General features: G+C 63.5%; 13 protein-coding genes and 1 pseudogene. 2 read left to right on the top strand and 12 right to left on the bottom strand.

The features are described 5' to 3' along the window. Positions 1 to 151 precede the first annotated feature (151 nt). The 7 genes from ACXX81_RS11195 to ACXX81_RS11165 form a co-directional block, all read right to left on the bottom strand. On the bottom strand, positions 152 to 1,792 hold the full coding sequence (locus ACXX81_RS11195; protein WP_209981608.1) for a BatD family protein: 1,641 nt from the start codon (positions 1,790 to 1,792) through the stop codon (positions 152 to 154). Next, on the bottom strand, positions 1,789 to 3,522 hold the full coding sequence (locus tag ACXX81_RS11190; protein WP_209981610.1) for a VWA domain-containing protein: 1,734 nt from the start codon (positions 3,520 to 3,522) through the stop codon (positions 1,789 to 1,791). The genes ACXX81_RS11195 and ACXX81_RS11190 overlap by 4 nt, the downstream gene beginning before the upstream one ends. Next, complete coding sequence (locus tag ACXX81_RS11185) at positions 3,519 to 4,607, bottom strand: vWA domain-containing protein (RefSeq protein WP_231423740.1); 1,089 nt, start codon at positions 4,605 to 4,607, stop codon at positions 3,519 to 3,521. The genes ACXX81_RS11190 and ACXX81_RS11185 overlap by 4 nt, the downstream gene beginning before the upstream one ends. Next, on the bottom strand, positions 4,600 to 5,094 hold the full coding sequence (locus tag ACXX81_RS11180; protein ID WP_209981615.1) for a DUF4381 domain-containing protein: 495 nt from the start codon (positions 5,092 to 5,094) through the stop codon (positions 4,600 to 4,602). Before ACXX81_RS11180 ends, ACXX81_RS11185 begins: the two co-directional genes overlap by 8 nt. Continuing rightward, positions 5,091 to 6,023: a DUF58 domain-containing protein gene (locus tag ACXX81_RS11175; protein WP_209981617.1), complete on the bottom strand. Its 933-nt coding sequence runs from the start codon at positions 6,021 to 6,023 to the stop codon at positions 5,091 to 5,093. The genes ACXX81_RS11180 and ACXX81_RS11175 overlap by 4 nt, the downstream gene beginning before the upstream one ends. Before the next feature lie 5 nt (positions 6,024 to 6,028). After that, positions 6,029 to 6,988, bottom strand: a complete 960-nt coding sequence (locus ACXX81_RS11170) for an AAA family ATPase (RefSeq protein ID WP_003236444.1) — start codon at positions 6,986 to 6,988, stop codon at positions 6,029 to 6,031. 260 nt (positions 6,989 to 7,248) lie between these two features. Beyond that, positions 7,249 to 7,602: a hypothetical protein gene (locus ACXX81_RS11165; RefSeq protein WP_231423741.1), complete on the bottom strand. Its 354-nt coding sequence runs from the start codon at positions 7,600 to 7,602 to the stop codon at positions 7,249 to 7,251. Between the two features lie 491 nt (positions 7,603 to 8,093). On the opposite strand from ACXX81_RS11165, the gene ACXX81_RS11160 reads away from it, so the two are divergent. Next, on the top strand, positions 8,094 to 12,962 hold the full coding sequence (locus ACXX81_RS11160) for an NAD-glutamate dehydrogenase (protein WP_209981619.1): 4,869 nt from the start codon (positions 8,094 to 8,096) through the stop codon (positions 12,960 to 12,962). 112 nt (positions 12,963 to 13,074) lie between these two features. Here the strand turns inward: ACXX81_RS11160 and ACXX81_RS11155 are convergent, their stop codons facing one another. The 3 genes from ACXX81_RS11155 to ACXX81_RS11145 form a co-directional block, all read right to left on the bottom strand. After that, the gene (locus tag ACXX81_RS11155; protein ID WP_458571682.1) at positions 13,075 to 13,761 is read right to left on the bottom strand and encodes a GntR family transcriptional regulator; all 687 of its coding nucleotides are present in this window, start codon (positions 13,759 to 13,761) and stop codon (positions 13,075 to 13,077) included. Positions 13,762 to 13,777: 16 nt separating this feature from the next. Next, on the bottom strand, positions 13,778 to 14,479 hold the full coding sequence (locus ACXX81_RS11150) for a FadR/GntR family transcriptional regulator (RefSeq protein WP_209981621.1): 702 nt from the start codon (positions 14,477 to 14,479) through the stop codon (positions 13,778 to 13,780). Between the two features lie 159 nt (positions 14,480 to 14,638). Next, positions 14,639 to 15,964, bottom strand: coding sequence for a C4-dicarboxylate transporter DctA (locus tag ACXX81_RS11145; protein WP_231423747.1), 1,326 nt, complete (start codon positions 15,962 to 15,964; stop codon positions 14,639 to 14,641). Between the two features lie 216 nt (positions 15,965 to 16,180). On the opposite strand from ACXX81_RS11145, the pseudogene ACXX81_RS11140 reads away from it, so the two are divergent. Then, positions 16,181 to 16,799: pseudogene (locus ACXX81_RS11140) on the top strand (DNA-3-methyladenine glycosylase I). Positions 16,800 to 16,941: 142 nt separating this feature from the next. Here the strand turns inward: ACXX81_RS11140 and ACXX81_RS11135 are convergent. Together ACXX81_RS11135 and ACXX81_RS11130 are read right to left on the bottom strand one after the other, a co-directional pair. Then, positions 16,942 to 17,709, bottom strand: a complete 768-nt coding sequence (locus ACXX81_RS11135) for an SDR family oxidoreductase (RefSeq protein WP_209981625.1) — start codon at positions 17,707 to 17,709, stop codon at positions 16,942 to 16,944. 22 nt (positions 17,710 to 17,731) lie between these two features. Further along, entirely contained in the window at positions 17,732 to 18,799 is a 1,068-nt protein-coding gene (locus ACXX81_RS11130) for a phosphotransferase family protein (protein WP_458571681.1), read from the bottom strand. Positions 18,800 to 18,857: the final 58 nt, after the last annotated feature.

Genomic DNA, 18,857 nt, shown 5'->3' with positions numbered 1-18,857 from the left:
GATACGGCTCAGCGCCTGGCTTTGGGGCTGCTGCGCAGCCCAACGCAGGACAAGCCTGCTCGCCACAGGGAATCTGCGCTTAACTGAACGGCATTAGGGCAAGCCCGCTCGCCACAGACAAACCCACCCACATGAGTTTTGGGTGTGTCGGTTATTTGGGATAGAGCGGCGGCAAGCTGGTGCTGTCCGTTGTTGGGTCCTGCTCGCGGTCCGCTATCGGAATGGCTTTCACCGCGCGCCACAGGTCTTCGCCCAGCCAATAGTGGCCCCCTTCGCTGTACAGCGCGCCATTCAACCCATCCAGCGCATCCGACAACGGCACGAACCGCGCGGCCATTTCGGCGAGGGTTTCCGGTTGCTGGCGGGCCCAGGCGTCCAGCGCCTGGCGTGTGGCCTGGGGGTCGTTGGCCTGGGTGGCGCGCTTGAGGTCGTCGAGCAGGCTGCGCGGGCTCGGGCCGGTTTGCGCGGCGCGCAACACGGCCGGCTGCGAGCGGGCGCGCCACCACAGGCCGAAACCGAGCAGGGTGGTGCAGGACAGCAGCAGGGTGCTCAACTGCCACAGCCACAGGCGACTGTCGTCCGGTGCAGTGATGATGGTCGGGGTGGCGGGCGTGTCCACCACCAGGCTCGGGTTGTTGGCCACTTGCAGGGTGCGCGCCGGCAGGCTGGTGCGCTCCAGATGGTCTTCGTGGGTGTTCCACCACACCACTTCCACCGGCGGCAGCTCCAGCGCGCCGACCCGGTTGGGCACCAGCGCCTCGCGGTCTTCGCGGCTGCCGACCAGGCCGCGGTCGCTGTTCTGGTTGCCCAGCACCGGCTGGTCCGGGTAGCGGCGCAGACCGGCGATGTCGGTGCTGGGCAGGGTCGGCAGTTGCGCGCTGGACAGCCCTTCGGCCTTGACCGTGAGGCTGCGGGTCAGCGAATCGCCGACCTGCACATGCTCAGGCTCCGGATTCCAGCTTTCCGTGAGGGTCAGGCTGCGCGCCGGTAACCAGGGCGTATCCGCCGGGTACAGGGCGGGTTTGGGCTTGACCGTCAGCAGCATGGGCGCGGAGCTGACGTGGATCAGCCTGCCCGGCTTGGTGCCTTGCAGGGTGTTTTCCTGCGCCGGGCGCGACTCCACCAGCGTCGCGCTGAAGGTCTGCGCGGGAATCTCCACCGCGCCGCTGCGCTGCGGGTAGAGGGCATAGCGCGTTTCGATCACGCCATGGCGGATGCTGTTGATGACTTTCTCGTAGGTGCGCGACTCGCCCAGTTGCTCGATGCGCGCGTCCGGGATCTGCAATGGCGTGAGGCTGCTGTCGTCATACAGCGACACCGAGTGGTACACGCGCACGGTCAACAGCACCTGAGCCTGCACGTACGCGGTGTTCTGGTCGAGGCTGGCCTGCACAAACACGGGTGCAAGTTCCGCGCTGGTGTTCTGGCTGGCGGTTTCCATCACTTGCAGGGTGATCGGCTGGGTCGTGTATTCGCCCACCTGCAGCGGCGGGATCACCACCTCGCCGTTCTCCTTGGGCAACAACGTGATGATCCAGCGCGTGGTCGCGTGGTTGTCGCCGCCCAGGGTGGTGAGCTGGTTGATCTGGCGTGTGCCGCTGACTTCGAACTGCGCGTCCAGCGGCGACAGGTCGGGCTTGCCGAACTGGGTGACGTCGCTCGATTCCACCGTCAGTTCCACCGTTTCCCCGGCGTTGAGGCGGCTGCGGTCGACGCTGGCGACCAGGCTCGCCGCCTGGGCGGGGCCTGCCGTCAGCGCGAGCAGAAGCAGAAGGGTGGTGCGGCGGCTCATCGCGTCTTGTCCTGATGCTGTTGCTGTTCGTACCAGAATTTGCGCCGCAGCAGCTCGCCGGGGTTGTCCGGAATCTGCCGCAGCCATTGTTCCAGGGCCTGGCGGTGTTCGCCGTCAAGGCTGGCGTCATTGGCGCTCAGCGGCGGGGTGGTGGTTTGCTCATCGCCCAGCTCGCTGCCCGGTACTTCGTTGCTGCCGGACTTGGCCGGCGTACCCGGCTGGGTGTCACCGGTCTGGCCCTGGCCCTGGGACGATTGCTCGCCGCCAGTGGCACGTTGCCCGCTGTCGCCCGGTTGCGCAGTTTGGCCGGGTTGGGTGGTTTCGTCATCTTCGTTTTTTGCAGGCTCTGGCGGCTCGGGGGGCGCCTGCTGCTGCATCAGGGCTTCGACCAGGGCCTTGTTTTTCAGCGCCGGTTGCAGGTCCGGCTGTGCTTCCAGGGCCTGGTCGTAGGCATCGATCGCCGCTTCCAGCTCGCCGGAGCGGGCCAGGGCGTTGCCTCGGTTGTAGTGGGCGCTGGCGTCAGTGCCCTGGGCAAAACGCTTGATCGCCTCGGCGTAGTTGCCAGCCTCATACAGCGCCACGCCTTGCCACTGGGGGTCGGCAAAACGCTCGGCAGCTTCGGCCGGCCGTTGTTTTTGCAGCAACTGCTGGCCTTGCTGGTCGGCGCGCAGCCACAGGTCCTGCAACTCGAAGGCGTAGCTGGGCTGCGGCGCGGCGAGCAGCAGCAGGGGCAGGCAGAACAGCCAGCCGCGGCGACCGGCGCAGGCGGCCAGCAGCAAAAGCGGCAGCAGCAGCCAGTAACCCTGGTCGGCCCAGGTGTCGAGGTGCAGCCATTGTCCGTCGCTGAGCAGGGTTTGCGGTGGGTCGAGCACGCCGAGCTGGCGCAGGTCCTTGTCGTCCAGGCGCGCGGCGCGGTAGCGGCCGCCCATCTCGTTGGCGAAGGCCTTGAGGGTCGGGCTGTCGAGCCGCGGGATCAGGATCGCGCCTTGTTCGTCCTTGAGGAACTCGCCGCTTTCCTGGGTCACCGGCGTGCCTTCGCGGCTGCCGATACCGAGGATCGACAGCGCCGGTGACGCGTTGCCCTGCAGCAACAGCCGGATGCCCTGGCGCTCCTGTTTGGACAGCGACGAGCCGATCAACAGCAGGCGCCCCTGGCCGAGACCGCCGTGCTTGAGCAGGGCCAGGGCCTTTTCCACGGCGAGGTCGGCGCGATGGCCAGGCTCGGGCATGATCGAGGGGCGCAGCGCTTCGAGCAGGTTGCGGCTGGTGCCGAGGTCGTCCGACAGCGGCACCAGGGTGTGGGCGCTGCCGGCGTACACCACGATGGCGGTTTGCGCATCGCTGCGCGCCTGCAGCAAGTCATACAGCTTGCGCCGCGCCTGTTCGAGACGATTGGGCGGGCTGTCGGTGGCGAGCATTTGCGGGGTCAGCTCCAGCAGCACCACCAACGGGTCGGCAGGCTTCTGGCTGGTTTGTTCCACGCGTTGCCAGCTCGGACCAAGCAACGCCAGCAAAGCCAGCAGCCACGCCAGGCCCAGCAACACCCACGGCGATTTGCTCTCGCGCCCGTTGCCGCCGCTGAGCAGCACGGCGTGAAACGCAGGCGGCAGGATCATCTGCCAGCGCCCGGCGCGTTTTTGCCGGTGCCACAACTGCCACAGCAGCCAGCCGAGCAGCGGCAGCAGCAACAACCACCAGGGACGGAACCAATGCGGCCACAGATCGATCATCGACGCCTCCGCAAACGCAGGCGTTTGAGGCGCTGGCGCCATTCGGGGCGCTGCGGCAGGAACATCCCCCGGCTCGGCAGTTTGCTCAACAGCCGTTGCAGCGCGTTGTCGGGCCAGCGTTCCTGGATCACCAGCAGCATGCTCAGGATCAGCGCCAACGCCAGCGGCCCGCTGTACAACGCCTGGGCCGGGCGGGCCTGGGTGGGTTGCTGTTCGACCGGTTCAAGGCGGTCGAGGGTTTCCTTCACCTGCTGCAGCTCCTGGCCATCCCGGGCGCGGAAATATTGGCCGCCGGTGGCCTGGGCGATGGCCTTGAGCGCCGGCTCGTCGAGGTCCAGGCTCGGGTTGACGCCGAGAATGCCCAGGGAGCCGGTCTGCTCGGGGTCGGCGCCGATGCCGATGGGGTAGATCTTCACGCCTTCTTCGGCTGCCAGGCGCGCGGCGGTCAGCGGGTCGATCTGGCCGCCATTGTTGGCGCCGTCGGTGACCAGAATCAGCACGCGACTCTGCGCCGGGCGTTGGCGCAGACGCTTGAGGGCCAGGCCGATGGCGTCGCCGATGGCGGTGTTCTTGCCGGCGATGCCGATGCGCGCTTCGTCCAGCCAGGTGCGCACGGTGCGCCGGTCGAACGTCAGCGGCGCCTGCAAATATGCCTGGCTGCCGAACAGGATCAGCCCGACGCGATCGCCTTCGCGGCCTTGCAGGAAATCGCCGAGCAAATGCTTGACCAGGCTGAGGCGACTGACGTCCTCGTCCTGCCAGTGCATGTCGGGGAAGTCCATGGAGCCGGACACGTCCACCGCCACCAGCAGGTCGCGGCCACTGGCGGCAATCGGCAGCGGTTCGCCGAGCCATTCGGGGCGGGCGGCGGCGGTCAGCAGCAACAGCCACAGCACCACGAACGGCGCTTGCTGGCGCCAGCCGGGCAGGTTGATGCGCGCGCGGCGTCGGGCCAGGCCTTCGAGGTCCTCGAGGTAGCTGACTTTGAGTACCGGCTCGCCGCTGTCGGCGATGGGCAGCAGCAGTCGCATCAACCAGGGCAAAGGTAGCAGGGCAAAGATCCACGGCCAGGCGAACTCAAACATGTTTGCGAATCCACGTGTCGACGGCCTGGGTGAGGCCGGCGATGGCCTTGTCGTCGAGCTTGCATTCGGGCTTGTAGGCGCCTTCTACCAGCACCATCCAGCGCGTGAGGCCGGCGGCCGGGCAGCGGTTATCGAGGAATGCCAGCCATTTGCGGCCGTTGAGGGTGTGGCTCTGGCTGTAGGGGTAATCGTTGCGGCACAGACGCTTGAGCAGGCCGTTGAGCTGTTGCAGCCAGGCACCGGCGGGGGCGCCGTCGTATGGCTTGGGCATCAAGGCCAGTTCGGCGAGGGCGGCGATGCGCAACGGGTCCAGCGGTTGTTCGGCGCGGGCTACGGGACGGCGGGCGGGCAGGAAGCGGCGAGCCCACCACAGGCCCCAGCCGAGCAGCGGCACTGCCAGCAGCAACAGCCACCAGCCCGGCGCGGGCGGCCACAGGCCAATGGGCGGCGGGGTGATCAGCGGTTGCAGTTGGTCGAGGCTGCTCATTGTTTTTTGACCGGGCGTTGCGGGTTGAGGTATTCGCGCAGTTGCTCGACCATTTCGCTCTGGGTGCTCAAGGGCATCAGCAGCACCCGCAGTTTCTGTGCAAGCCGTTCCCAGCGGGCCGTGCGCGCTTCGGCCTGGGCCTTGTACGCCTGACGCAGGTCGAAGTTGAGTGTGTCCAGTTCCAGTTGCGCGCCGCGTTGCGCGAACCTGAGCAGCCCGGCGGCGGGCAGGGCGTGGTCGAGCGGGTCGGAAATCGGCAGCAGCAGCAGGTCGCAATGGCGCGACAGCAGGCTCAGTTGCTGTTCGGCGCCTTCGGTGAGGGCGCGCTCGTCGCAGATCACGATGCCCAGGCTGCCCGGGCGCAACACCTCGCGGCCACGGCGCAGGGCCATGCCCAGGGCATCGGCTTCCGGAAGGCTGTCGGTATTCAGGCTCTGGTTGACGTGCACCAGGCGATTGAGCAGTTGCAGCAGGCTCTGCTTGCTGCGTCGGGGTTTGATTTCGTAGTGCTCGCGGTCGCCAAACACCAGCCCGCCGACCCGGTCGTTATGCCCCAGCGCGGCCCAGCCGATCAGGCTGGCGGCCTGCGCCGCCAGCACCGACTTGAACATCTGCCCCGAACCGAAAAACAGCCGGCAGCTTTGTTCCACCATGATGAAGATCGGGCGTTCGCGCTCTTCGTGGAACAGCTTGGTGTGCGGTTCCTGGGTGCGCGCGGTGACGCGCCAGTCGATGGTGCGCACGTCGTCGCCGGCCTGGTATACGCGCACCTGATCGAAGTCGACACCGCGCCCGCGCAGCTTGGAGTGGTGCAGGCCGATCATCGGGCTGCGCTGGCCGGGCGTGGAGAACAGCTGCACTTCGCGCACGCGATGACGCATCTCGATCAGCTCGCTGAGCGTGACGCGGATCCCGGCGCTGGTGTTCATCGGCTTCAAGCGACGGCAACGACGTCGAGAATGCGTTGCACCACGCGGTCCTGGTCGATGCCGGCCGCTTCTGCCTCGAAGGACAAAATGATGCGGTGGCGCAGCACGTCGAACAGTACCGCCTGGATATCTTCCGGGCTGACGAAGTCGCGACCGGCGAGCCAGGCGTGGGCACGGGCGCAGCGGTCGAGGGCAATCGAGCCCCGGGGGCTGGCGCCGTAGGCAATCCATTCGGCCATTTCCGCGTCGAACTTGGCCGGGGTGCGCGTGGCCATCACCAGTTGCACCAGGTATTCCTCCACCGCATCGGCCATGTACAGGCCGAGGATTTCCTTGCGCGCGGCGAAGATCGCCTGCTGGCTGACGCGGCGTTCGGGCTTGGTTTCACCGTTGAGCGCTTCGCCGCGCGCCTGTTGCAGGATGCGCCGCTCCACGGCGGCGTCGGGGAAACCGATCTTGACGTGCATCAGGAAACGGTCGAGCTGGGCTTCGGGCAGCGGGTAGGTGCCTTCCTGCTCGATGGGGTTTTGCGTGGCCATCACCAGAAACAGCGGCGACAGGTCGTAGGTGCTGCGACCCACGCTGACCTGGCGCTCGGCCATGGCTTCGAGGAGGGCCGACTGCACCTTGGCCGGCGCCCGGTTGATTTCGTCGGCCAGCACCAGATTGTGGAAGATCGGGCCTTGCTGGAACACGAAGCTGCCGGTTTCCGGACGATAGATCTCGGTGCCGGTGATGTCGGCGGGCAACAGGTCGGGGGTGAACTGGATACGATGGAACTGCGCTTCGATGCCTTCGGCCAGTTCTTTGATGGCCTTGGTTTTGGCCAGGCCCGGCGCGCCTTCCACCAGCATGTGGCCGTCGGCCAACAGCGCAATGAGCAGGCGCTCGATGAGTTTTTCCTGGCCGAGAATCTGCGTGGAAAGAAAGGTTCGCAGCGCAAGCAGCGCTTCACGATGTTCCATCGATGACGGTTCCTGGGAAGAAGAGCCTGGGTGTTATGCAAACTGCCAAGGCCGGGGGCGTCTACTTTAATGCATCGAAGGGGGCGGCGACTAACGGCGTAACGGGTATTTTTGGCAAATCGTGTAGGATTTTTGTTTTGGAACACGGCCGATGTGGGAGGGGGCTTGCTCCCGACAGTGGTGTGTCAGTCACAGATGTATCAACTGCCCCGCCGCTATCGGGAGCAAGCCCCTCTCCCAAATTTGATCGTTGGTGCAGCTTAAATCCGGGTGAAGGTGCCGGTGCCCTTGAGAATGTTCTGCAAGGTCTCTTCGACTTCGGCCATATCCGCCGCAACGGTGGCGTGGCTGATCTCCAGTTGGTCCTTGCCACCCAAGGCATCGGCATCGCCAGCGGCCAGCTCAATCAGCAAGGTCGTGTCACTCAGGCTGACTTTCAGCCCGTCCAGCGTCGACGGCTCGTAGTCCCAGGTCAACTCCACTTCGTCTTCATCCGGGTAACGGCTCAGCATGAACATCTCGCCGTTTTTACCGTGGCAGCAGAGCATGGCCATGTTGTCTTCTTCGTCGTCGCACGGGGTGGCCATCAATGCGTCGGTTTTAAATTGCAGCATGGGGAATCCTGTCGGGGGGAGGGTGATGCGCGGGCAATTGTGCCATTGCGGCGAATTTTGTGCTGCATCCTGTGTCAGACCCCAAGCATGACCTGACGGGCAATACCAGTCATTTTCGGTACTCCAGGCCTGGAAAACAGACGGTTTTTCTGCCGAGGAAACCGGGTTGCCCAAGGCGCAACCCCAACCCTGCGTACCGATGACCGAATATGTCGCAGGATCGCAAGCAGCTATCTTCCCGCACTCGTTAAGCTGCGCAACGGATGTGCCCTGGCCGGGCGTCTGACCTGCCCGTCGTACCGTCACCCGGCTGCGGTTCATCCTGTGGAAGTTGTATGTGACCTGACTGTCTTGTCCAGCTTCACCCACCTGTCACTCTGATTGGTTTATGGTGTTTGTCATCGTTACCCACGAACAGAGCTGACGGTCTCCCCGCACGGGGATAACACGCGACGCTTCCATCAATAACAAGCCCAAGCGGAGTACCACAGATGGCGTTCTTCACCGCAGCCAGCAAGGCCGACTTCCAGCATCAACTGCAAGCGGCACTGGCGCAGCACATCAGCGAACAGGCACTGCCACAAGTGGCACTGTTCGCTGAGCAATTCTTCGGCATTATTTCCTTGGATGAACTGACCCAGCGTCGCCTGTCTGACCTGGCCGGTTGCACCCTGTCTGCCTGGCGCCTGCTTGAGCGCTTCGATCCTGCGCAACCGCAAGTGCGCGTTTACAACCCCGATTACGAACGTCACGGCTGGCAGTCGACCCACACTGCGGTTGAAGTGCTGCACCGTGACCTGCCTTTTCTGGTGGACTCGGTACGTACCGAGCTGAACCGCCGTGGCTACAGCATCCACACCCTGCAGACCACCGTGCTCAGCACCCGTCGTGGCAGCAAGGGCGATCTGCTGGAAATCCTGCCCAAGGGCACCCAGGGCGAGGGCATCGAGCAAGAATCGCTGATGTACCTGGAAATCGACCGCTGCGCCAACGCCGCCGAACTGAGCGTGCTGAGCAAAGAGCTGGAGCAGGTACTGGGCGAAGTGCGGGTGGCGGTGGCCGATTTCGAACCGATGAAAGCCAAGGTCCAGGACCTGCTGGCCGGTATCGATGCCAGCCAGTACGCGATTGACGGCGAAGAAAAAGCCGAGATCAAGAATTTCCTCGAATGGCTGGTGGGCAACCACTTCACCTTCCTGGGCTACGAAGAATTCGTGGTACGTGACGAGGCGGACGGCGGTCATATCGAATATGACGCCAGCTCCTTCCTCGGTCTGACCAAGCTGCTGCGTGCCGGCCTCAGCGCCGACGACCTGCGCATCGAAGACTACGCCGTGGCCTACCTGCGCGAGCCCACCGTGCTGTCGTTCGCCAAGGCGGCGCACCCAAGCCGCGTACATCGCCCGGCTTACCCGGACTACGTGTCGATCCGCGAGATCGATGCCGACGGCAAGGTCCTCAAGGAACACCGCTTCATGGGCCTGTACACCTCGTCGGTGTACGGCGAAAGCGTGCGGGTCATCCCGTATATCCGCCGCAAGGTCGCGGAGATCGAACGCCGCTCCGGCTTCCAGCCCAAGGCTCACCTGGGCAAGGAACTGGCCCAGGTGGTTGAAGTGCTGCCCCGTGACGATCTGTTCCAGACCCCGGTCGACGAGCTGTTCAGCACCGTGATGTCGATCGTGCAGATCCAGGAGCGCAACAAGATCCGCGTGTTCCTGCGCAAAGACCCGTACGGACGCTTCTGCTACTGCCTGGCCTATGTGCCGCGTGACGTCTACTCCACCGAAGTGCGGCAGAAAATCCAGCAAGTGCTGATGGACCGCCTGAAGGCCTCCGACTGCGAGTTCTGGACCTTCTTCTCCGAGTCGGTGCTGGCCCGTGTGCAGCTGATTCTGCGGGTCGACCCGAAGAACCGTCTGGACATCGACCCGCTGCAACTGGAAAAGGAAGTGGTGCAGGCCTGCCGCAGCTGGCAGGACGACTACGCAAGCCTGGTCGTCGAGAGCTTCGGCGAAGCCCACGGCACCAACGTGCTGGCGGATTTCCCGAAAGGCTTCCCGGCCGGCTACCGCGAGCGCTTTGCCGCGCATTCGGCCGTGGTCGACATGCAGCACCTGCTCAGCCTCACCGAAGCCAACCCGCTGGTGATGAGCTTCTATCAGCCGCTGGGCCAGGTCTCCGGCCAGCGCGAGCTGCATTGCAAGCTCTACCACGCCGACACTCCGTTGGCGCTGTCCGACGTGTTGCCGATCCTGGAAAACCTCGGTCTGCGTGTGCTGGGTGAATTCCCGTACCGCCTGCGTCATGCCAACGGCCGCGAATTCTGGATCCATGACTTTGCGTTCATCGCCGCCGAAGGCGTGAACCTGGATATCCAGCAGCTCAACGACACCCTGCAGGACGCGTTCGTGCACATCGTGCATGGCGACGCCGAGAACGATGCGTTCAACCGTCTGGTGCTCACCGCCGGTCTGCCCTGGCGCGACGTGGCGTTGCTGCGTGCCTACGCGCGTTACCTCAAGCAGATCCGCCTGGGCTTTGACCTCGGCTACATCGCCAGCACGTTGAACAACCACACTGACATCGCCCGCGAGCTGACGCGGTTGTTCAAGACCCGCTTCTACCTGGCGCGCAAGCTCACCGCCGATGATCTGGAAGACAAGCAGCAGCGTCTGGAACAAGCGATCACCAGCGCCCTGGACGATGTTCAGGTGCTCAACGAAGACCGCATCCTGCGGCGCTACCTGGACCTGATCAAGGCCACCCTGCGCACCAACTTCTACCAGACCGATGCCAACGGCCAGAACAAGTCGTACTTCAGCTTCAAGTTCAACCCGCACGCGATCCCCGAGCTGCCCAAGCCAGTGCCGAAGTTTGAAATCTTCGTCTACTCGCCGCGCGTTGAAGGTGTGCACCTGCGCTTTGGCAACGTCGCCCGTGGCGGCCTGCGCTGGTCCGACCGTGAAGAAGACTTCCGCACCGAAGTGCTCGGCCTGGTAAAAGCCCAGCAAGTGAAGAACTCGGTGATCGTGCCGGTGGGCGCCAAGGGCGGCTTCCTGCCGCGTCGCCTGCCGTTGGGCGGCAGCCGGGACGAGATCGCGGCCGAGGGCATCGCCTGCTACCGCATCTTCATCTCCGGGCTGCTGGACATTACCGACAACCTGAAAGACGGCGCGCTGGTGCCTCCTGCCAACGTCGTGCGTCACGACAACGATGACCCGTACCTGGTGGTGGCGGCTGACAAAGGCACGGCGACCTTCTCCGACATCGCCAACGGCATCGCCATCGACTACGGCTTCTGGCTGGGCGATGCATTTGCCTCTGGTGGTTCGGCCGGTTACGACCACAAGAAAATGGGCATCACCGCCAAGGGCGCGTGGGTGGGTGTGCAGCGTCACTTCCGTGAGCGCGGCATCAACGTGCAGGAAGACAGCATCACCGTGGTGGGCGTCGGCGATATGGCCGGTGACGTGTTCGGTAACGGCTTGCTCATGTCCGACAAGCTGCAACTGGTCGCGGCTTTCAACCACTTGCATATCTTCATCGACCCGAACCCGAACCCGGCCACCAGCTTCGTCGAGCGCCAGCGCATGTTCGAGCTGCCGCGTTCAGCCTGGACCGACTACGACACCAGCATCATGTCCGAAGGCGGCGGTATCTTCTCGCGCAGCGCGAAGAGCATCGCTATCTCGCCGCAGATGAAAGAACGCTTCGACATCAAGGCTGACAAGCTGACCCCGACCGAGCTGCTCAATGCCTTGCTCAAGGCACCCGTGGATCTGTTGTGGAACGGCGGCATCGGCACTTACGTCAAGGCCAGCACCGAAAGCCATGCAGACGTGGGCGACAAGGCCAACGACGCCTTGCGCGTCAACGGCAACGAGCTGCGCTGCAAGGTGGTGGGCGAGGGCGGCAACCTCGGCATGACCCAGCTGGGTCGTGTGGAATTCGGTCTCAATGGCGGCGGCTCCAACACCGACTTCATCGACAACGCCGGTGGCGTCGACTGCTCCGACCACGAAGTGAACATCAAGATCCTGCTCAACGAAGTGGTGCAGGCCGGTGACATGACCGACAAGCAGCGCAACCAGTTGCTGGCGAGCATGACCGACGAAGTCGGCCACCTGGTGCTGGGCAACAACTACAAGCAGACCCAGGCCCTGTCCCTGGCCGCCCGCCGTGCCTACGAGCGTGCCGCCGAGTACAAGCGTCTGATGAGCGACCTGGAAGGCCGTGGCAAGCTGGACCGCGCCATCGAGTACCTGCCGACCGAGGAGCAACTGACCGAGCGCGCTGCCAATGGCAAGGGCCTCACCCGTCCGGAGCTGTCGGTGCTGATCTCGTACAGCAAGATCGACCTCAAGGAAGCCTTGCTCAAGTCCCAGGTGCCGGACGACGAGTACCTGACCCGTGACATGGAGACCGCGTTCCCGCCGAGCCTGGTGGCCAAGTTCTCCGAGGCCATGCGTCGCCATCGTCTCAAGCGTGAGATCGTCAGCACCCAGATCGCCAACGACCTGGTCAACCACATGGGCATCACCTTCGTGCAGCGCCTCAAGGAGTCGACCGGCATGAGCCCGGCGAACGTGGCCGGTGCGTATGTGATCGTGCGTGACATCTTTCACCTGCCGCACTGGTTCCGGCAGATCGAGGCGCTGGACCATCAGGTTTCCGCCGACGTGCAGCTGGAACTGATGGACGAGCTGATGCGCCTGGGCCGCCGCGCCACGCGCTGGTTCCTGCGCAGCCGTCGCAACGAGCAGGACGCTGGCCGTGACACCGCGCACTTCGGTCCGCATCTGGCGGCGTTGGGCCTCAAGCTCGACGAACTGCTGGAAGGCCCGACCCGCGAAGGCTGGCAGACCCGCTACCAGGCCTACACCGAAGCCGGCGTGCCGGAATTGTTGGCGCGCATGGTGGCAGGCACCACCCACCTGTACACCTTGCTGCCGATCATCGAAGCTGCCGACGTCACCGGGCACGACGCCGCCGAAGTGGCCAAGGCCTACTTTGCCGTGGGCAGCGCCCTGGACCTGCCGTGGTACCTGCAGCAGATCAGCGATCTGCCGGTGGCCAACAACTGGCAGGCCCAGGCCCGCGAAGCGTTCCGCGACGATGTGGACTGGCAGCAACGGGCAATCACCATCTCGGTCCTGCAAATGGCCGACGCGCCGCAGGAGATGGACGCCCGCGTGGCCCTGTGGCTTGAGCAGCACCAGGACATGGCTGATCGCTGGCGCGCCATGATGGTGGAAATTCGTGCTGCGGTCGGCACGGACTACGCCATGTACGCGGTGGCCAACCGTGAATTGCTGGACCTGGCGTTGAGTGGTCAGTCGGTGCTGCAGCCGGCTTGATCAGGCAGTAAGACAAACGCCCCTGCATCGTGAGATGCAGGGGCTTTTTGTTGGATCAGTTTTTGTCCAACACCACACATCCAATGTGGGTGATTTGCCTATTTAGTTAAAGTCAGTGGCGTTTAAGCAGCCTGCTTTCAAGGTGATCCAGGTATTGGCTCATCAACCTCACAGCCACGTTTGAGTCACCCTGTTCGACGGCATCCACAATCGCCCCATGTTCCTGCCACGCGCAATACGTGCAGGCCTGCGCTGCATATTGGGCAATCACCAGCGACGTCAACGGCACCAGGCCGTTGAGGAACTGCGCCAGCGGTCCATTGCCCGCCATCACCGCCAGTTGCATATGGAATTCCCCGGACAACCGAATTGCCGGCCCGCGTTGATCCCGTTCGATGCACTCACGTTCCCGTGCAATCAATTCGCGCAGTTGCCGTATGTGCAGGGGCGTGGCCTGGGCGCAGGCCAATTGCACCACGGTCACTTCGGTCAGTCGCCGTGCCTCGAGAATCTGCCGGGTTTGCTGCGCATCCGGCGCGACGACCTGGGCGCGCTGGTTGGGGCGCAGGAGGACCACCTGCTGATGGGACAGCCGGGTCAGCACCCGGCGAATCACGCTGCGGCTCACGCCAAAGGTTTCAGCCAGGCTTTCTTCGGTAAAGCGGCTGGTCGGGACAATGCGGTGTTCAAGGATGGCGTCGAACAGCCGCGCGTAAATGTCGTCTGCCGAGGGCTTTTTACCGGCAATCAAGTGCAGTGGCGGCTGGGGCGGGTGGCGGTGCAGGGCGTGGGCGGTCATGGCCGGTCTCCAAAAATCAGCTGCCCGGATGGTCGTCCGGAATGGTCAGGGCGATGCCCATGCGCAGGCCTTCCTGAAGGATATGCCGTCGCATTTCGGCACTGGCCAGGGCGCTGTTCTTGTTGCGGATGGCGCGTACCACGGCTTCGTTTTCCCGCAGGCGTTCGGCCAGGTGCTCGGGCGAGTTGCGCAGTACCTGGGCGCTCTGTTTGAGAGCGTTGCGGGTTTGCTGCACCACGTTCTGGAAGATCGGGTTGGCGGTGAGGGCGAACAGCGCTTCATGGAAGCCGATGTAGGCGTGCATGCCCGCTTCGGCATCACTGGCATCCAGGGCTTCGCGCATGTCCATCAGGGTCAGGCGCAGTTGGCCGACCTCCTGGGTGCTGATCGATTGCGCCACCAGGCCGACAATGAACGGTTCGAGGGTGTAGCGCAGTTGCAGGATATCTTCCAGGCTGGCATCGGCCACGGCGTCGTTCGAGTGTGGCTGGCTGACGCTGTTTTCCAGCACCACCACGCCTTTGCCGGGCATGGACCGCACTAGGCCGAGGGTTTCCAGCACGATCACTGCTTCGCGCAGGCTGGGCCGGCTGATGCCCATCTGTTCGGCCAGTTCACGCTGACCGGGCAGCATTTCACCGCGCCGCCACTGGCCGCGCTTGAGTGCGGCACGCAGTTTTTCCACGACTGAATTGACGACGGTTGAGGTGCTGATCACGTCGATGCCTCCTTAAGTTGCAAACACAGTGGTTATCCCAGTGAAAATCCAGTGTGGGAGGGGGCTTGCTCCCGATCGCGGTGTTTCAGTCACCGGAGGTGCAAGCTGACCCACCGTTATCGGGAGCAAGCCCCCTCCCACAGTGAATCTGTGTCGCTTTCAGAATTCCTGATGCGCGGGCAACACCGGTTTCTTTGTCTGGAAGGCGTAACCCTGCTCGCCGTCCAGCACCTTGTTGGCGCGTTGGATATCAATGTCTTTTTCCCAGCGCGCGATGGCCACGGTGGCGACGCAGTTACCGATCAGGTTGGTCAGCGCGCGGCCAATGCCCATGAACCAGTCCACCGCCAGCACCAGCACCAGGCCCACCACGGGAATCGCCGGGATGGCGGTGAGGGTCGCCGCCAGAATCACCAGCGCGGAACCGGGTATGCCGTGGGCACCCTTGGAGGTGATCAGCGATACCAGCAGGATGGTCATCAGGTCGGTCATCGACAGCGGCGTGCCGGTGGCGTTGGCGATAAACACGATGGCCAGGGTCAGGTAGATTGAAAATCCGTCGAGGTTGAACGAATAACCGGTGGGAATCACCAGGCCCACGGTGGAACTGCCGATGCCCAGGTGCTCGAGTTTGCGCATCACCTGCGGCAGCACGGCGTCGGAGGAGGCGGTGCCCATCACGATCAGCAGCTCCTCGCGCAGGTACTTGAGCAGCGGCAGCATGCGCAGGCCCGACAGGCGCATCACCAGGCCGAGAATCAGTGCGACGAAGGCAAAGCAGGTCAGGTAGAACAGGCCCACCAGGCTGCCCAGGTGTTGCAGCGAATCCAGGCCGTAGGTGCTGGTGGTGAACGCGATGGCACCGAACACGCCAATCGGTGCCAGGCGCACGATCATGCCCATGATGCGGAAAATCACATGGCTCAGTTCGTTGATCAGCCGCGAGATGCCCGAGGCCGCTTCGCCCACCAGGTTCAGTGCGCTGCCAAACAGCACCGAGAAGAGCAGCACTTGCAGCACATTGTTGTCGGCAAAGGCGCCGATCACCGAGTTGGGGATCAGGTCCATCAGAAACTGGCTGGTGCCCTTGAGGTGCTGGCCCTTGTCCGCCAGTTCATTGAGGCCGGCGGAGGAGAGCTGCTCCAGGTGAATATTGGCGCCCTGGCCGATGCCGGTGCTGAACGCCATGATCAGGCCGATCACCAGGGCGACGGTGGTCAGCACTTCAAAGTAGATCACCGACTTGAGACCGATGCGCCCGACTTTCTTCAGGTCGCCGGCGCCGGAAATGCCGCTGACCACCACGCAGAATACGATCAGGCCAATCAGCATCTTGATCAGCTTGATGAAACCGTCACCCAGAGGTTTGAGTTGCGTGGAGAATTCGGGAAGGGCCAGGCCGCAGGCGATGCCGAGCATCAGGCCAATCACGACTTGCAGGAAAATCGAACGCGAGCACCATCTGAGCATGGGAGGAATCCCTATTCGGTGCCCTGGTGGTTCCAGGGCTTAATTGTTGTGGTCATACCGGTAAGTCCAGTGCGCGGCCAGTCTAGGCCGGATTTTTTTGAAATCACAAGCAAATATTTGGCGGTTGACAGGTCCTGGTCTGACCAGTTGGTCGGCGAGGGCGATGCTTGAGCGGTTGGCGGGGTGGAAAAATTTTCGCTTATCATCCGCGCTCGGCATACGAGGTGATGCATGGATCAGGCAGGGCTGACAACTGACGAGACCGGGCTTACCGGGTGCACCTGGCGTATGGCCGCGCCGGAGTACCTGCGCTACCACGACCATGAATGGGGCGGATGATATCCGCCTGTACGAGAAGATCTGTCTGGAGGGGTTTCAGGCGGGGCTGGCGTGGATCACGATCCTGCGCAAGCGCGAGCAGTTCCGGGCGGCGTTCGACGGTTTTGATTTTCGCCGCGTGGCGCAATACGGCGAGGCGGATATCGAGCGGCTGATGCACGATCCCGGCATTGTGCGTAATCGCGCGAAAATCGTGTCCGCCATCAACAATGCCCGCAGGGCCTGCGAGTTGGTGGAGGAGACCGGCTCGCTGGCGCGCTGGCTATGGGCGTTCGAGCCTGGCCCTGACGAGCGCCCGGCGGTGGTCGACATGGCCTACTGGGCCGCGAACCCGACATCGCCGGCGTCGGTGCGCCTGTCCAAAGCCCTGAAGAAACGCGGCTGGAGCTATGTGGGGCCGACCACGATGTATGCGTTGATGCAGGCGATGGGGATGGTCAACGATCACCTGGAAGGATGCGCCTGCCGCCAGCAGGTCGAAGTGCTGCGGCGCCAGTTCAAACGGCCTTGAGTCTGTGGCTTGAGCGGAATCAAAACTGTGGGAGGGGGCTTGCTCCCGATAGCGGTGTATCAGTGACAGATAGATGTCTGACACTCCGCTATCGGGAGCAAGCCCCCTCCCACAGGGATTTTGTGTGGGTTTCAGGCCAGGGTCAGGAGAGGAAGCCACCGTCCACATTCAGCGAAACACCGGTGGTGTAGCTCGACGCATCGCTGGCCAGGAACAGCACCGCGCCGGCCATCTCGCTCGGGTCGGCCACGCGTTTGAGGGGGATCTGCGCCAGGGCCATTTTCAGGATCGCGTCGTTCTTGACCAGCGCCGAGGCGAACTTGGTGTCAGTGAGGCCCGGCAGCAGGGCGTTGCAACGAATGCCGAACTCGGCGCATTCCTTGGCGAACACCTTGGTCATGTTGATCACCGCAGCCTTGGTCACCGAGTAGATGCCCTGGAACACACCCGGCGAGATGCCATTGATCGACGCCACGTTGATGATGCTGCCGCCGCCGTTGTCGCGCATCAGCTTGCCGGCTTCCACCGACATGAAGAAGTAGCCGCGGATGTTCACGTCGACGGTCTTCTGGAAAGCGCCGAGGTCGGTGTCCAGCACATTGCAGAACTGCGGGTTGGTCGCGGCGTTGTTGACCAGGATATCCAGGCGGCCGAACTGTTCGCGGATGCCGGCGAACACGTGGGTGATCTGCTCCATTTCACCGATATGGCAGGCCACGGCGGTGGCTTTGCCGCCGTCGGCGATGATCGCATCAGCCACGTGCTGGCAGCCTTCGAGCTTGCGGCTGGAAACGATCACATGGGCACCTTGCTGGGCCAGCAACCTGGCAATGGCCTCGCCGATGCCACGGCTGGCACCGGAGACAAAAGCGATCTTGCCGTCGAGGTCGAACAGTTGGGTCTTGGACATGAGGGTTCCTTGTTGTGAACGATCAGAGCGCGGATTTACCGATGACATTCAGGCTCATCTGCTCCAGCAGCTTGTTCATGTGAATGAACTGCGCAAAGCGTTTGTCCTGGGTCTGGCCATGGAAGAAGCGGTAGTAGATCTGCTGCACGATGCCCGCCAGGCGGAACAGGCCGTAGGTGTAGTAGAAGTCAAAATTGTCGATCTGGATGCCGGCGCGTTCGGCGTAGTAGTCGACAAACTGGCGTCGGGTGAGCATGCCCGGTGCATTACTCGGCTGGCGCCGCATCAGTTGCACCGGCGCAGGGTCGGCGGCTTCGATCCAGTAGGCGAGGGTGTTGCCCAGGTCCATCAGCGGGTCGCCCAGGGTGGTCAGTTCCCAGTCCAGCACGCCGATGATCTGCATCGGGTTGTGCGGGTCGAGGATTACGTTATCGAAGCGGTAGTCGTTGTGCACGATGCTGGAGGTAGGGTGGTCGGCCGGCATCTTGTCATTGAGCCAGGCACGCACGGCTTCCCACTGGGGCGCGTCGGGGGTCAAGGCCTTTTCGTAGCGCTCGCTCCAACCGCGAATCTGGCGCTGCACGTAACCTTCGGGCTTGCCCAGGTCGGCCAAGCCGCAGGCGCTGTAGTCGACCCGGTGCAGCTCGACGAACGTGTCGATGAAGCTTTTGCACAGCGCTTGCGTTCGGCTGGCGTCCAGGCCCAGCTCGGGCGGCAGTTCGGAACGCAGAATGATGCCGTTGACGCGTTCCATCACATAGAACTCGGCGCCGATCACCGATTCGTCGGTGCAGTGCACGTAGGCCTTGGGGCAGTAGGGGAAGCCGTCCCTGAGCTGGTTGAGAATGCGGAACTCGCGGCCCATGTCGTGGGCCGACCTGGCCTTGTGGCCGAAGGGCGGGCGACGCAGGACAAATTCCTGGTCCGGGTATTCCAGCAGGTACGTGAGGTTGGACGCACCGCCAGGGAATTGGCTGATGGTGACCGCACCACTCAGGCCCGGGATATGCGCCTTGAGGTAGGGATCGATCAGGCTGGCATCCAGTTCTTCGCCTGGGCGAATCGTTGTCGATTGGTCGTTCAGCGCCATGCTTATCCCTTCTGCTTATTCTTGAGGCCTTGGACTATTGGGTAATCTAATGCGCAGC

The organism is Pseudomonas sp. GNP013 (genome assembly GCF_054343995.1).
This window is presented reverse-complemented; position numbering and strand designations above follow the sequence as displayed.